14 protein-coding genes and 1 pseudogene are annotated in these 15,494 nt (G+C 41.5%); 7 read left to right on the top strand and 8 right to left on the bottom strand.

Annotated features, from left to right (window positions below; all coding sequences use genetic code 11):
• The first annotated feature begins 34 nt into the window (after window positions 1-34).
• The 4 genes from H6G77_RS28435 to H6G77_RS28420 all read left to right on the top strand — a co-directional run bounded on the left by H6G77_RS28435 (window position 35) and on the right by H6G77_RS28420 (window position 4,251).
• Window positions 35-1,564, top strand: a complete 1,530-nt coding sequence (locus H6G77_RS28435; RefSeq protein ID WP_190873352.1) for a YifB family Mg chelatase-like AAA ATPase — start codon at window positions 35-37, stop codon at window positions 1,562-1,564.
• Between the two features lie 247 nt (window positions 1,565-1,811).
• Entirely contained in the window at window positions 1,812-2,726 is a 915-nt protein-coding gene (locus H6G77_RS28430) for a YihY/virulence factor BrkB family protein (RefSeq protein ID WP_190588488.1), read from the top strand.
• Window positions 2,727-2,857: 131 nt separating this feature from the next.
• Window positions 2,858-3,364 carry a DUF421 domain-containing protein gene (locus H6G77_RS28425; protein ID WP_190588487.1) on the top strand — a complete coding sequence of 169 codons (507 nt, stop codon included), beginning with the start codon at window positions 2,858-2,860 and terminating at the stop codon, window positions 3,362-3,364.
• Window positions 3,365-3,387: 23 nt separating this feature from the next.
• Window positions 3,388-4,251, top strand: coding sequence for a DUF6671 family protein (locus tag H6G77_RS28420; protein ID WP_190588486.1), 864 nt, complete (start codon window positions 3,388-3,390; stop codon window positions 4,249-4,251).
• Window positions 4,252-4,766: 515 nt separating this feature from the next.
• Here the strand turns inward: H6G77_RS28420 and H6G77_RS36370 are convergent.
• Both H6G77_RS36370 and H6G77_RS28415 read right to left on the bottom strand, forming a co-directional pair.
• Window positions 4,767-4,889 (bottom strand): hypothetical protein, encoded by a 123-nt coding sequence (locus H6G77_RS36370; RefSeq protein ID WP_277880682.1) that lies wholly within the window; start codon window positions 4,887-4,889, stop codon window positions 4,767-4,769.
• Between the two features lie 184 nt (window positions 4,890-5,073).
• Window positions 5,074-5,469, bottom strand: coding sequence for a helix-turn-helix domain-containing protein (locus tag H6G77_RS28415; protein WP_190588485.1), 396 nt, complete (start codon window positions 5,467-5,469; stop codon window positions 5,074-5,076).
• Between the two features lie 89 nt (window positions 5,470-5,558).
• Here H6G77_RS28415 and H6G77_RS28410 point away from each other — a divergent pair, with 89 nt between their 5' ends.
• The 3 genes from H6G77_RS28410 to H6G77_RS28400 all read left to right on the top strand — a co-directional run bounded on the left by H6G77_RS28410 (window position 5,559) and on the right by H6G77_RS28400 (window position 10,210).
• The gene (locus H6G77_RS28410) at window positions 5,559-6,410 is read left to right on the top strand and encodes an SDR family oxidoreductase (RefSeq protein ID WP_190873351.1); all 852 of its coding nucleotides are present in this window, start codon (window positions 5,559-5,561) and stop codon (window positions 6,408-6,410) included.
• Between the two features lie 393 nt (window positions 6,411-6,803).
• Window positions 6,804-9,329 carry a sigma 54-interacting transcriptional regulator gene (locus tag H6G77_RS28405; protein WP_190873350.1) on the top strand — a complete coding sequence of 842 codons (2,526 nt, stop codon included), beginning with the start codon at window positions 6,804-6,806 and terminating at the stop codon, window positions 9,327-9,329.
• Between the two features lie 170 nt (window positions 9,330-9,499).
• The gene (locus H6G77_RS28400; RefSeq protein WP_190588482.1) at window positions 9,500-10,210 is read left to right on the top strand and encodes a sugar transferase; all 711 of its coding nucleotides are present in this window, start codon (window positions 9,500-9,502) and stop codon (window positions 10,208-10,210) included.
• 5 nt (window positions 10,211-10,215) lie between these two features.
• On the opposite strand, the gene H6G77_RS28395 is transcribed toward H6G77_RS28400, so the two are convergent.
• The 6 genes and pseudogenes from H6G77_RS28395 to H6G77_RS28370 form a co-directional block, all read right to left on the bottom strand.
• Window positions 10,216-11,055, bottom strand: a complete 840-nt coding sequence (locus tag H6G77_RS28395; protein ID WP_190873349.1) for a carbohydrate ABC transporter permease — start codon at window positions 11,053-11,055, stop codon at window positions 10,216-10,218.
• A 182-nt stretch (window positions 11,056-11,237) separates the two neighbouring features.
• Window positions 11,238-12,257: a catalase family protein gene (locus H6G77_RS28390; protein WP_190873348.1), complete on the bottom strand. Its 1,020-nt coding sequence runs from the start codon at window positions 12,255-12,257 to the stop codon at window positions 11,238-11,240.
• 39 nt (window positions 12,258-12,296) lie between these two features.
• Entirely contained in the window at window positions 12,297-12,872 is a 576-nt protein-coding gene (locus tag H6G77_RS28385) for a 5-formyltetrahydrofolate cyclo-ligase (RefSeq protein WP_190873347.1), read from the bottom strand.
• Window positions 12,873-13,085: 213 nt separating this feature from the next.
• The gene (locus tag H6G77_RS28380; protein WP_190588479.1) at window positions 13,086-13,664 is read right to left on the bottom strand and encodes an ankyrin repeat domain-containing protein; all 579 of its coding nucleotides are present in this window, start codon (window positions 13,662-13,664) and stop codon (window positions 13,086-13,088) included.
• A 96-nt stretch (window positions 13,665-13,760) separates the two neighbouring features.
• Complete coding sequence (locus H6G77_RS28375) at window positions 13,761-14,705, bottom strand: GDP-L-fucose synthase (RefSeq protein ID WP_190670570.1); 945 nt, start codon at window positions 14,703-14,705, stop codon at window positions 13,761-13,763.
• 26 nt (window positions 14,706-14,731) lie between these two features.
• Window positions 14,732-15,382 (bottom strand): annotated as a pseudogene (locus H6G77_RS28370) (GDP-mannose 4,6-dehydratase); the annotation flags it as partial.
• Window positions 15,383-15,494 lie beyond the last annotated feature (112 nt).

Genomic DNA, 15,494 nt, shown 5'->3' with positions numbered 1-15,494 from the left:
ACGGACGCAGGACTAATGACTAAGGACTAAAATAATGCTTGCTAGAGTCTGGAGTGCATCAATTGTTGGCATCGATGCTGTAAAAGTGGGAGTGGAAGTTGATGTCTCAGGCGGACTGCCAAGCATTATTGTTTTAGGCTTGCCAGATAGTGCGGTGCAGGAGTCAAAAGAAAGGGTGAAGGCTACTTTAAAAAATGCTGGTTTTGCCTTTCCGATGCGGAAAATTGTGATTAATTTGACTCCCGCAGATTTACGCAAGGAAGGCCCTTGTTTTGATTTGCCGATTAGTGTGGGTATTTTAGCGGCTTCTGAGCAAATTAATGCTGATTTATTGGGAGATTATTTATTTTTGGGTGAGGTTTCCCTGGATGGGAGTCTGCGTCCTGTGGCTGGGGTTCTACCCATTGCTGCGACTGCCAAAAAAATGGGAATTGCGGGTTTAGTTGTACCTGCTGATAATGCCCAAGAGGCGGCTGTAGTAGAAGGATTAGCTGTTTATGGTTGTAAAAGTATATCGGAAGTAGTTGATTTATTAAATAATCCTGGACGTTATCAACCTGTGCAGATCAATAATGTCGCAGATATGGTACAAGTACCTTATGCGATCGCTGATCTGCATGATGTCAAAGGACAAGCTCACGGACGACGTGCTTTAGAAATTGCGGCGGCTGGCGGGCATAACCTTATATTTGTCGGCCCTCCAGGTAGTGGTAAAACGATGTTAGCCAGACGTTTAGCCGGGATTTTGCCACCGTTGGAATTTTCGGAAGCCTTGGAAGTCACCCGGATTCACTCTGTTGCTGGCTTATTGAAAAATCGTGGTTCTTTAGTGCGCGATCGCCCTTTTCGCAGTCCCCACCATTCTGCTTCCGGCCCTTCTTTGGTTGGTGGTGGTAGTTTTCCCCGTCCTGGGGAAATATCATTATCTCACAGAGGGATTCTTTTTTTGGATGAACTCACCGAGTTTAAACGGGATGTTTTAGAATTTTTGCGTCAGCCTTTAGAAGATGGTTTTGTGACAATTTCCCGCACAAGACAATCTGTTGTGTTTCCGGCACAATTTACTTTAGTGGCGAGTACCAATCCCTGTCCTTGCGGTTACTACGGCGATACTATTCAACAGTGTACCTGTTCGCCCAGACAACGAGAACAATATTGGGCGAAACTTTCTGGGCCGTTGATGGATAGAATTGATTTGCAAGTGGCGGTGAATCGCCTCAAACCAGAGGAAATTACCCAACAACCCACAGGAGAATCATCAAAATCTGTTAGGGAAAGAGTACAACAAGCACGCGATCGCAGTATTCACCGTTTTCAAACCGAAACAAATCTGCGGTGTAATGCTCAAATGCAAAGCCGACATCTGCAACAATGGTGTAAGTTAGATGATGCTAGTCGTTCTTTATTAGAAGCTGCCATCAATAAATTAGGTTTATCAGCTAGGGCAAGCGATCGCATTCTCAAAGTTGCCCGCACCATCGCAGATTTAGCCGGAGATGATAATTTACAAGCTCATCATGTCGCCGAAGCCATTCAATATCGCACCATCGATAGAATGTTGTAATATCATGTCCGGTAAAAGACTTATCATAAAAACCGCAGGGGGCAGGTGGAGAAAGAGTTGTGTTTTTCTACACAGATATGTTTAATCATAACTGATTTGCCGGACATGATATAAAAAGTTTCCGTGTCAATAAATTCTATCTTCAGGAAACTGCACAAACCTCTTGAGGCAGATGTCACAATTTCGCAAATCAGTATCAAATATATCAAGGGAGAAAGTGATATCCTCCAGCAAGGAGACTAGGTAAATGAATTTTTCAGCAATTGTGCGGCTGTTTCAAGAAACTTTTCAGGAATGGAGTGAAGATAAAGCTTCGCGGTTAGCCGCAGCATTAGCTTATTACACGATTTTTTCTATCGCACCGTTGCTGATTATTGTAATTGCGATCGCTGGTGCAGTGTTTGGTGAAGAGGCGGCAAGGGGTGAAATTGTCCGGCAAATTCAAGGTTTAGTCGGGCCAGATGGAGCCGAGTTTATCGAGATCGCCATCAGAAATGCCAATCAACCAAAAACAGGTGCGATCGCATCGGTAATTAGTATTTTACTTTTACTTTTAGGTGCTACAGGTTTATTTACAGAATTACAAGATGCCCTGAATACAATTTGGGAAGTTCAACCGAAACCGGGACATGGCGTGAAAAATGTTGTGCGTCAGCGTGCTTTATCTTTCGCCATGATTTTAGGTATTGGTTTTCTGCTCCTTGTCACTCTGATAATTAGTACAGCTTTAACAGCGATCGTCGGTTATTTTAGTAATTTACTTCCTGGTATAGATTTCATTTGGCAATTCTTTAACTTTATACTGTCTTTTGTCATCACGACACTATTATTTGGACTCATTTTCAAGGTTTTGCCTGATGTCAAAATTACTTGGAATGATGTTTTAATAGGTGCTGTGATTACATCTTTATTATTTTCTTTAGGTAGATATTTATTAGGACAATATCTCGGTAATAGCAGTTTTGGTTCTACTTATGGTGCGGCTGGTTCTTTAGTAGTTATTCTCGCCTGGGTTTATTATGCTGCTCAAATCCTCTTTTTTGGCGCAGAATTTACCCAAGTTTATGCTAGAAGATACGGCAGTGGGATTCGCCCCACACGTCATGCCGTCCCTATGAATCATAATGGTCAGTCTAAGCGAACGAACAGCGATCGCAAATAAATTAATGTAGAGAAACGTAAATATTCGTATTTGTAAAAAGGCAGGAGGGACGAGGGTTTTATGGTAATTAACCCTTATTAATATAGTTTTTTCACTAACTTATTTAGCTTAACAAAAGCAAAGACATAAACATGGATAAATGGTTATATATTGATTGGCAAGAAATCTTTGTCCCTAGCATTAGTATTGTAGAATTATTCATTCGTGGTTCTCTGGTTTACTTAGCTTTATTTGCTGTTTTACGCTTTCTCCCTAGTCGGCAAATAGGAACTCTAGGGATCACCGATTTATTAGTAGTTGTATTATTTGCCGAAGCAGCCCAAAATGCAATGGCAAGTCACTACACATCAATTACCGAAGGTGGTATTTTAGTAGGCACAGTAATTTTTTGGAGTTACTTCCTTAACTGGTTGGGTTATAAATTGCCGAAATTCCAGAGATTTCTAAATCCTCCGCCTCTGCTGTTGGTGAAAAATGGACAAATGATTTCCCGACATTTAGACAAAGCCCTGATTACAGAAGATGAGTTGATGAGTAAATTACGTCAACAAGGTGTAGAATTTTTAACTGAGGTGAAGTTAGCTTATATGGAGTCTGATGGTGGTATTAGTATTATCACATCAGCCACTAACGATTAACAGCAAAGGAGATAATTACAGCAATGCAAATTCAGCAATTATTTAGTAACCGAGTGGGTATAATTGCAACAATGCACCACAAAGAAAAAGTAATTGCTCCCTTATTAGAACAAGAACTAAATCTTAAAACTATTGTGCCATCTAATTTCAATACTGATGATTTTGGCACATTTACGAGAGAAATCAAACGCCCTGGAACTCAAATTGCGGCGGCTAAGTTAAAAGCCGAAACAGCTTTAAAATTAACAGGTGAAACTATAGCGATCTCCAGCGAAGGTAGTTTTGTTCCTCATCCAATGGTACCTTATATTTATTCTAACCGCGAAGTCGTGCTTTTGTTAGATAAAGAAAATGAACTAGAAATAATTGGTGAAGAATTTTCTATAGAAACTAACTTTAATCATCAAATAGTTGCAAGTCTCCAAGAAGCAGAACATTTTGCTAAAAAAATCGGTTTTCCTGAACATGGTCTGGTCGTCTCTTGGGAAGATAAGGCGAATAATTGCCGCGAAATAGTTAAAGGGATTATTACAGCAGCAAAACTCCAAGAAACTATTACAATCGCCCTCAATAATTCTGTTAATTCTCAGGTGAATTTAGAAACAGATATGCGGGCGCTGTATAATCCAACCCGGATGAATAATATTGAAAAAGCTACATTAAATTTATTAACCAAAATTAAAAGCCTGTGTCCCCAATGTTCTGCACCCGGTTTTGCAATAACCGAAAAAATCGCCGGATTACCATGTGAAATGTGTTCTATGCCCACTAGTTTGACACTTTCTGTAATTTATCAATGTCAAAAATGTGGGTTTAAACAAGAAAAATTATTTCCTCATGGTCAAGAATTTGCTGACCCAGCCCAATGTATGTACTGTAATCCTTAGTAATCTAGGGAGTGGGGAGTAAGGGAGTGGGGAGTAGGGAGTAGGAGCTAGAGGTTAGGGACTAGGGACTAGTTTAAGAGAATCGTAGGTTGGGTGTAGCGATAGCGTAACCCAACAGGGTCTTGAGAATGTTGGGTTACTGTAACCTGTAACCTGTAACCTGTAACCTGTAACCTCCTATAAAAAAATCTCTCGTTACCAAAAAGCAACGAGAAGATTCAAAGTTGTAGTTCGTCAGGTGATCGGAATAGTATCTTATTTAGTACTTATTTTCGGTATATTTATTCCTCCATTAGATAGAGAAATAATCTAGCTGATTGCGGATGTAAGTATATACTGACACTGCTAAGAATTGCATACTTTTTTTATTAAATAAGCCCCAGTGCTATAAAACAGCAAAAGGGCAGACGGTATGGTGTGAGGAGCAAACTGTTTGTTTACTTAAGTATTAAATTAGCAATGAGATGTGACAGTGTTATCACATTGATGTGAAAATTATGCGATCGCCTATAATTCTAGCTACGACTAAAAAACACCGCCGCCAAGACAATTAATCCCAAAAGCGCCAAGGGAACCCAAAGATTAGGCACATCAGCCAAACTCATAAAACAGCCTCTAGTGGGTAAACAATGACTCATACTATAGGACTCATGTTTGATTTGGGAAAAAAATCAGTACACCCAGATCAGGCTTCTTTCCTACTCCCCATTCCCTACTCCCTGCGTACACAACTAGATGCAGGAATCAAACTGTATTCCCATATATTCACATCTTGTACCAAGCGGCTGAAGTCACAGCTATACGGATGCTGGATTATCATCACTATCTGTCCACCTTCTTCCTTGCATCCAACACCCTTGGCGTATTGACTTCAATCCAGTCTGCTAAGGCGGCGACGCGCTCGGCGACTTCTTCTCCCATCGGAGTCAAGCTGTACTCAACAAAAGGCGGAACTACATGGTGAGATACACGCAACACAAAACCATCTTCCGTCAGTGATTGTAGACTTTGAGCCAGCATTTTTTCACTAACTCCGCCCATTTTTCGTCTCAACTCGCTAAATCTGTGAGTCCCTTGGCGTAGCGCAATCAGAATCAGTACGCCCCATTTGCTGCAAACGTGTTTCAGAATGTCTCGTGAGGGACATGGCGCGGCGAAAATATTCCCCATTTCCCAGCGTTGTGTCAGAGTCTTGGAATCATCATTGCGATCGCTCATATACTTACTTTTTTGTTGGTACTTACCAAAAGTTAGTAATGCAATTATATTAGGTTTATCGACATCAAAAAATTAACCAACTAAAAAATATGATTGTCATTACTGCTGCATCGGGTCAGTTAGGCAGATTAGTATTGCAAGAACTATTAAAATCCGTTCCTGCCAATCAACTAGTCGCTGCGGTTCGCAATCCAGAAAAAGTATCAGATTTTGCCAGTTTAGGCGTGCAGGTGCGGCAAATTGATTACACCCAACCCCATACATTAGATATCGCCTTCGCTGGTGCAGAAAAAGTATTGCTCATCTCCTCCAGTGAAATTGGCAGTCGCGTACTTCAGCACACAAACGTCATCAACGCCTGTAAACAAGCTGGAGTCAAATTACTGGCTTATACCAGTCTCTTACGCGCAGATAGCAGCCCTCTGCCTCTAGCAGCAGAACATCACAAAACTGAAACTGTCTTGCAAGAATCTGGTGTGCCTTATGTGATATTACGTAATAGTTGGTATACCGAAAATTACACAGCAGGTATCCCGATAGCCTTGGAATATGGTGCAGTTATGGGCTGTGCTGGAGAAGCTAAAATAGCCTCCGCAGCCCGCGTCGACTATGCCGCAGCCGCAGCCACCGTTTTATTAGCCAATGACCAAGCAGGTAAAGTCTATGAATTGGCTGGTGATGTAGCTTATACATTGAGCGAACTTGCCACAGAAATTAGTAAGCTTTCTGGTAAGCAAGTTAGATATCAGAATTTGTCTGAAGATGAGTATATTAATGTATTAAAAAATGCTGGCTTACCTGAGCCTCTGGCTGTGATGTTAGCAGAATCTGAGACAGGAGCAGCAAAAGGAGGATTGTTTGATGCCAGCCAAACCCTAAGCCAACTGATAGGCCGCCCTACCACACCTTTGAGTGAGTCGATTAAAGTAGCCTTGGGCTAAAAACTGTCTGAACCAAGATTGGGTGTCAGGGTGTGTGGCGGAAGGATTTTAGATACATACCCCGCATTTCTCACAAGCTTCAGGCGTTTGATGGGGCAGAGGGGCAGAGGTGCGGAGGGGCAGGGGAGAGAGTACCTTCATTCTCCCCTGCTCCCCTGCTCCCCTGCTCCCCTGCACAGGCTTTGAAAGGTGTGGTGAGAAATCCGGGATACACCCCTATCCTGAGTCAACCCGCACCTACCCACATCCAGCCTGCCTTTACAGATAATTTCAACAATCAAACCAGATTCCCATCAATTTCATACTTCAGACTTCAAACTTCATACCTCAATTAACCTTGCAATCAGGGATAATTCCATTTATACAGCCAGCAGCTTGCATGGAAAACCCACAATGACATTACAAGAAACAGTCATTTGGCTACAAGAACGTACAACTTTAGGAATTCTCTCATCGGCGGCGTTGAATGCGATCGCCCAAGTTTTAGAATTGCAAACGATACCTCAAGGCAGTTCCTTAGTCAACGCAAATACTCCGCCAGCCGCACTATACATCCTCAAAGATGGGCAAATTGAAAGCGATACCAGCAATAAAAGTAACTTTGCCTTTGCTTGTGGCTTTCTACCAGGGGCAGTCATTAACCTGCGACAACTACTATTAGATGAATTAACACCATCTAAAATTATTGCCCTCACAGAATGCCATGTCTGGGTAATTCCTGCGGCTGAGTTTCGTGCTTTAGCCAGCCAATATCCCGAAATTACCCAAGCATTATCTCGCTTTTTAGCCCAAGAATTAGCCCAAGTTACATCAGCCTTAACTTACGCACAAGAACGTTCTGTGGCTTTGCGTCCTTATTTGGTCACGAAAGCCCAACGGGGTATTGTGGGGACGAGTCGCTATGCAGTCCGGTTGCGGGAACAAATACGAGAAGCCGCAGCCGACCGCAAGTCCACAGAAATATTCGGCGAACCAGGGTTAGAAAAAGATAATATTGCTGCTTTGATTCACTACGGTTCACCTCAACGCCGTGAACCCATGATTAAAATTAATTGTGGTATTCTCCAAACAAGCGGTGTCGATTTATTTGGTCGCTCTGGCGGTAGACCAGGGCTTTTAGAATGGCTGGGGGAAGGGACTTTAGTACTCAATAATATTCAAGAACTGCCCCCAGAATTATTACCAGCAATGGTGCAGTTCATCAAAACAGGTACTTACACCCCAGTCAGTCGTGATGGGGAATTATTAGCTGAACCACGCACTAGTCAAGCGCGAATTTTGATTGTTTCGGAAAAAACAGAATCTAAAATTGAACGTTGTGTAGGTCGTGTCATTAAAGTTCCGCCAGTACGGGTGCGAAAAGCTGATATTAAAGCCCAGGTAGAATACTACACTAGTTTATATGTGCGATCGCGCGGACTGGCGAAACCTCGCATTACCCCAGAAGCTTTACGCCGCTTGCAGTCCTATGATTTTCCTGGTAACTTGAAAGAGTTAAAAAATTTAGTCGAACGGGCAATTGTTCAAGCCGGAGAAAGACAGGAATTAACCGAAGAAATCTTTTGGTCAGCCCAAACCAAGAAAAAAGAATTTCGCGTCAACTTATTAAATACTTATTCTGGGTTGCGAAAATTTCTCCGCAGTGACTGGTGGCCTGACAAAATCAACTATGGCTTTACGGTGATTGCGTTTCCGATCATTATTATGATCTTATTTTTGGGGCCGCAAACCCGCGATCGCAATTTCGCTTTAAATTTATTTTGGGCTTGGTGGTGGCCTTTCTTTTTACTGATTTTTCCCTTTCTCGGTCGCGTCTGGTGCGCTGTTTGCCCCTTCATGATTTACGGTGAAATTACCCAAAAATTATCTCTGTGGTTATTTCCCCGCCAACTTAAACGCTGGCCACGAGAAACAGCCGAAAAATGGGGCGGATGGTTTTTATTTGGCTTATTTACCTTAATTTTCCTGTGGGAAGAACTCTGGCATTTAGAAAATACAGCTTACCTATCTGCCTGTTTACTGTTATTAATTACAGCCGGGGCAATGATTTTCTCCGCCATATTTGAACGACGGTTTTGGTGTCGTTATCTTTGTCCTATTGGCGGAATGAATGGTTTATTCGCCAAACTTTCCATGACAGAACTACGCGCACAACAAGGCATTTGTTCAGCAACCTGTACTACTTATCAATGTTACAAAGGCGGGCCGCAAAAAGGCGAAGGTATGGAAACTAATGGCTGTCCTTTATATTCCCATCCCGCCCAGCTAGAAGATAACCGAGATTGTGTCTTGTGCATGACTTGTTTAAAAGCCTGTCCCCATCGTTCCGTTGAGTTTAACTTGCGTCCCCCTGGAATTGAATTGTGGACGACTCATACACCACGCAAGTATGAAGTGGCATTATTGTTTTTACTTTTGGGTGGTGTATATCTGCATCATTTACCAGAATTGCAATCATGGTTAGGACTGCATCTAGATTTAACGCAATTTTGGCAGCATTTAGGTTTATCGTTATTTGCCTTAATTTTCCCTGTGGCTGTGGCTGGGGCTGCTTATTTTTTCATACAACTATTCAATTTTCAACGCAAGCCGAAATCATTCAAGGAACTTGCATACAGCTACTTACCCTTGGTGTTGGGAGGCAACTTAGCCCACTACCTGCACTTAGGTTTAGCAGAAGGTGGGAAAATTTTACCTGTAACTTTAGCCACTTTTGGGTTAAATAGCGGAAATTTGCCTGTACTGATAGCACATCCAGCAGTTATCAGCTTTTTGCAAGGTTTTACTTTAATTATTTCTGCCTTGTTAACCATAGTACTCACCCAAAAAATAGCACGACAATCACTGCGATCGCTCTTATGGCAACATCTCGCAACTATTGGATTTGCAGCTAGTATGTGGGTGTTAATTGTCTTGTAGCTAGATTTACTTTATACATTCAACACGTAAATTTTACAATCCTCTGGTGAATTCAAAGATTGGGTAAATTTTGTAAGGGAAGTTCATTACTAGTGCAATTTTTGTTTATATTATCACTCAGTATGAATGTAGCCAAATTTTTCAGATACCCTGATTAACTTCAACTTTTTATGGTGTCACTACCAACTTTTCCTTCTCACACAGGCGGTTACACTGTGGACGCTTTAGCATTTGCTGATGAATATTCAGCAACTAATGTTGTCTCACAACCTTTACACAGATCAACCTCTAGCATCACAAAAAGATTAATTGACATCTTAGGGGCTATTGTGGGGCTCATCATTACAGTGATGTTGGCAATTCCCATAGCGATTATTACTAAAATTACTAATCCCGGCCCCATATTTTATTCGCAAATTCGCTGTGGAATTAACGGTAAACCCTTCCGTATCTGGAAGTTCCGGTCGATGGTAGTCAATGCTGACCAAATCAAGCATCTGGTCAAAAATCAAGCCCAAGGCCATATTTTTAAATCAGTTGACGACCCTCGCATTACTCCCGTTGGTAAATTCCTGCGTCGCACCAGCTTAGATGAATTTCCCCAGTTTTGGAATGTGCTGAAGGGCGAAATGAGTTTAGTTGGCACACGTCCCCCTACACCCGATGAAGTCATCCACTATGCACCCCACCACTGGGAAAGGCTAAGAGTCAAGCCAGGAATGACAGGAGAATGGCAAGTTAATGGTCGTTCTACCATCAAAGATTTTGAAACTATCGTCAAAATGGATGTTGATTATCAACGCAAGTGGTCGATAGTTTATGACATGATGCTAATATTTAAAACCATCTGGGTGGTATTGAGTAAAAGTGGCGCTTGTTAGGCAAATTAACCTTTCACACCACTACCAGTTTCAGTTGGGACAATGTAGCGTTGTAAAAATATAAATAATATTAGTACTGGGGCGATGGAAATGATCGAACCAGCAGCGACTAAGCGCCAGTCTAAAGAAAAAGTACCGGCTAATTTTGCTACTCCCAAAGGTAGGGTGTAGAGTTTTTCGTCTTGAATGACAATTAACGGCCAAAGAAAATCACTCCAAGACCCAATAAAGACGAAAATTGCCAGTGTAACTAACGCTGGACTAACTGCTGGCAACATAATATGCCACCACAAACCTAACTCAGAACTACCATCCATCCGCGCAGCTTCTTCAATTTCTTTCGGCACACCCATAAAAGCTTGTCGCAGTAAAAAAATACCAAAAGCCGAAGCCAAACTCGGAAAAATCATCCCCCAATAAGTATTTACTAAGCCTAATTGGACTGTCAAAATATACAGGGGAATCATCACAATCTGAAAGGGAATCATGATTGTCGAGACGATCGCAATAAATATCCAGTCTCGCCCCGGAAATGATAATCTGGCTAAAGGGTAAGCCGCTAAAGAACAAAATAGTAAATTTAACCCAACAGTCAGTACAGAAACCAACGTACTGTTATATAAATATTGGGCAAATGGTAAAGATTGCCACACCTTAGCAAAGTTACCCAATGTCGGTTGGCTAGGAAGTAACTGTGGTGGAGACTGTAAAATATTTTCCGTTGGTGATTTTAAAGCAGTACTGATTAACCAGAGTAAGGGAAAGAGAGTGATCAGTGCGATCGCTCCTAAAACTATATAAGTTAATCCAATATTAAACTTGGGATTGTGTTTGAAAAATTTCATAATTAACCTTTAATTTGATGCGTCAAAAACAATTGTCTCTGACGCAAACTATTAGATAAAAGTTATATCTTGCTGATGTAAGTCCGATGATAAATGCTGCCACAACAATGTGCAGTATTTTGCATAAGTAAGCCACATTTGAACATAAGATAACCACTGAACTGAAGCAGTTTCAATTTGATTTAAAGTGGTTCATCTTGAACTACTGTATGAGGTTGTGGTTCCCGCAGACGTTGGGCAATTTGCTCTCGGCGATATTGTGCAAGTTCGCTGTAAAGCCGCTTACGCGAGAGATTTACAGTGCCAACAGGCTCATGTTCTAGAAGCGTATGCCAAGGTGAGAATAACATACCTTCATCTAAACGTTTACGTTCTTCAAAATCAAATTTTTGACTAGGAATACGCACAGTTGCAACTTTAATAAATGGTGAATCTGCCTCTTGCCATTCCTGAACATGGTTTTCAATTGGTGTCTTTTCATCATCTACATAAAACTGAATCAGGAAATCAAAAGATGCTTCTTGACCTTCTAGTGTCAAATATTTGACTATTGCTTCCCGTAGGTAGTTTTCCGATTCTGGAACTGTTTCGGGAGGTTGTTCTGGCTGTTGGGGTTTGACGGAAAATTTGACCAATTTATCGCCAAACTTAAATGGAGCCATACTCCAATATTGAATCAAAAGTGGATTACCTACCTTCTGACTACCAATTTTTTGCAAAATAGCAAAAGCATAGGCTAGTTCTTCGATTCGTTCTGGTGTAAGTTGTCCACTACCTGCTTTGGCTAAATCGGCATAATCACGAACATCTTTAGTCAAGAAAATAGGATAATTGTTGAGGATAAAATCTTGAGTTTTTTCTTCATCATCTAGCACTTTTTGTCCATCTACATTGATCACCTTGATGGCAATACCTCGAACATCAGGCTGGCTATCGGAGTTGAATGTACCACGTTTTTGAGGCGCACCACCATTAGAAAAACGAATCCACACAGGATAAGTTTGAGGGGTTTTAAACAAACCTATTCTCAAGTCTTCAGAAAGATGGGGTTCAATAATCAACTCTCCCCAAAGGAGTCCATGACTTTTGCTATGAATTTGGCGGAGGTCTGGGCCTGTTTGCTGTTGAGCTTGAAGGCTACTTGCTATAATATCGTCGAGCAGTGCTTCCTGCTCATTGGTAGATGATACTGGATTATTCATAGAAAATATTTGATTATGTGTCTTCATTATCCTGAAGCTTTAATCTTTTCCAGTCAAGCCAGTTTCACTCACAACTGTTTTGAGAGGTTTATCCCAAGTTTCTACAGGTAGTTGCGGCAAGTAAGCAAAATCAAATACTATACCTACAGTTTGTTTATTTGCCCATTCGGGAGAACTGAGTAAGCGGTCATAATATCCGCCGCCATAGCCCAAGCGATATCCGCGAGAATCGCAAGCTACACTAGGCACAAGAATTAAATCTACTTCACTAGGGTTTATGGTTGGTGCATCGGGATGAGGTTCGCTAATACCATAGCTGTTAAATTGCAGCGAGTCTCCAGGTTGCCAAACATGCCAAGATAGGGAATTACCGACACAGCGCGGAAATACCCATTGATATTGAGTATTTGCAAATAAGGGACTTAAATCAGGTTCTTGACGAAAGCTAAAATAAGCTAGTATGGTTTTTGCTTCATCATAGTGAATCAAAGTTTGTAGTGTTGTACAGATGCGATCGCTTTTTTCTCTCCATTCTGCAACAGACATCAATTGCCGTTTTTTCAACAGTGTACGACGTAACTTAACTTTATCTAATTGAATATCAACTTCATACATATAGCAATCCTATCTGAGTGGTGAAAAAGTATTCTTTTTAACGAACCGCAAAGGACGCAAAGGACACAAAGAAGGAGAGGAAGGGAAAGAAAGAGAATTTCACAAATGGTTTAGGACTGCTATAGAAAGTTATTTTAATAAATCAACATTGTTGCCAAATTGCGAAATTTAAATACCTCTAGGAACAGGATGAAACGTTATAAAACAAATTTATCAATGTGCTTGTTGGCGTTCACGCTTTTTCCTAGCTTTAGCCCCTGCGCCCTCAATAGCTTCTTTAAGAGCAGCTTCTTTTTCATTAACTGAGGTATATGTAGCAAGGTATTCAACAACTTCTATGTAACCATTTCGTGCAGCATAGGAAATGGGTTTATTTTCATAGGAATCGATAACATTTGGGTTAGCTCCAGCTTTGATTAGTAACTCTACCGCTTTCAAATGACCACGACTTGCAGCTTCAAATAAAGGAGTCCAACCATCTTCATGAACGAAATTAACATTAGCTCCTGCATTAATCAAAATAGATATGATCTCAGGATTTCCATTAGCGGCTGCTAAATGTAAAGGGGAAGAGACACTAATAGAGTTAGCACTTACTCCACTACTCACTAGAAGAGAAACAACAGTTATCTTATTCAGGTGAGCCGCTAATTCTAATGGAGTCATACCCCACTTGTCATCAGTCGATTCGAGATCCATACCTGATTTTACGATTAGTTCAATCTGTTGAGTATCATCGGACTCTATCAATTGATGCAGCGTAAGATACTTTCGTTCTGAAAATTTGGACAACTGGGATTTCCTCTCACATAAATTATGAAATAAAATACCCGACTTTTCAAAAAAGCCGGGTATATGAACTTCTGCATTACAACGTCTATAAATATCCTATGCAGCGTTTTGACGATACCAATCAATGGTATTTTTCAGCCCTTCCCTAAAGCCTACTTGTGCAGTAAAGCCAAAGGCTTGCTTGGCGCGTTCTGTATCTAAACATCTGCGGGGTTGACCATTGGGTTTGTCGGTTTCCCAAACAATTTCGCCGTCAAACTCCATCAATTCGCAAATCAGGGTAATCAAATCACGAATGGAAATCTCATAACCAGTACCTAAGTTAACTGGTTCCGATTCATGGTAGTGCTGAGTTCCCATAACAATTCCCCGTGCTGCATCTTCAGAATACAGAAACTCGCGGGTAGGACTACCATCACCCCAAACAGGGAGTTGTTTGTCTCCGTTAACTTGGGCTTCGTGGACTTTGCGAATTAAAGCGGGAATTACGTGAGAACTTCTGGGGTCAAAGTTATCTTCTGGCCCGTATAAGTTTACAGGTAAAAGATAAATCCCATTGAAACCGTATTGTTGGCGGTAAGATTGCAACTGAACCAATAACGCCTTCTTCGCCACACCGTAGGGTGCGTTAGTTTCTTCGGGGTAGCCATTCCAAAGGTCATCTTCTTTAAATGGCACTGGTGTAAATTTAGGGTAGGCACAAATTGTACCTACACAAACGAATTTTTCTACGCCAGCTTGGTAGGCAGCATGAATTAGCTGGGTTCCCATAATTAAGTTGTCGTAGAATAATTCTGCGGGCTTTTCGCGGTTGAGACCAATCCCACCAACGTGAGCCGCTAGGTGGATAATGATATCTTGTTGGTCAACTGCACGTTGACAGTTTTCCCAAACACGGATGTCACATTCACGCGATCGCGGTATTGTTATTTTTGCCTCATCAGCCCCAGCCTTACACAGCTGATCTATTACCTGACGACCGAGGAATCCCGCCCCACCTGTGACGAGAATCCTTTTGTTTTTCAGTTCTAAGGCGGTCATATTTTTATTATCCTCTGCGGTGTAAATCAGAAGTGGAGAGCGCCCAATTCTTGCCGAATAGTAGCAATATCTACAGGTATTTTTGAACCATTACCATTGGGTGAAGTCTGACCCAAGGCTTGTAAATCTGCTTCCACCATAAGAGCGACTAATCCTTCAAAGGTAACAGAAGGTTCCCAACCTAACTTTTGTTTTGCCTTTGTAGGATCACCAATTAATAAGTCTACTTCTGCGGGGCGTAGGTAGCGATCGTCAAACTCTACGTAATCTTGCCAATTTAAATTGACATAACCAAAAGCTAACTCTAAAAATTCTCGGACTGAGTGGGTTTCTCCAGTCGCAATTACATAATCATCTGGTTGGTCTTTCTGTAACATCAACCACATAGCGCGTACATAATCTTTCGCGTAACCCCAATCTCGTTTCGCATCAAGATTACCCATATACAGATTTTTCTGCTTACCAGCTACAATTCTCGCTACTGCTCTGGTAATTTTCCGGGTAACAAATGTTTCACCACGTCGAGGTGATTCGTGGTTAAACAAAATCCCGTTACAAGCAAACAAATTGTAAGATTCGCGGTAGTTTACTGTTTGCCAGTGTGCGTAAACCTTTGCACAAGCATAAGGACTCCGGGGATAAAATGGTGTGGTTTCGCTTTGTGGTACTGCTTGGAGTGACGTACTCCACACACTCCCCTTCGGGTGAGTGTGGGCTTCTCAACGACTCCTCTATGAGGACATTAATTGAGCTTTAAGGGCGTGCGTCCCACGCGCCTTTATGTTTATA

Source organism: Aulosira sp. FACHB-615, from assembly GCF_014698045.1.
Lineage (GTDB): Bacteria > Cyanobacteriota > Cyanobacteriia > Cyanobacteriales > Nostocaceae > Nostoc_B.
This window is presented reverse-complemented; position numbering and strand designations above follow the sequence as displayed.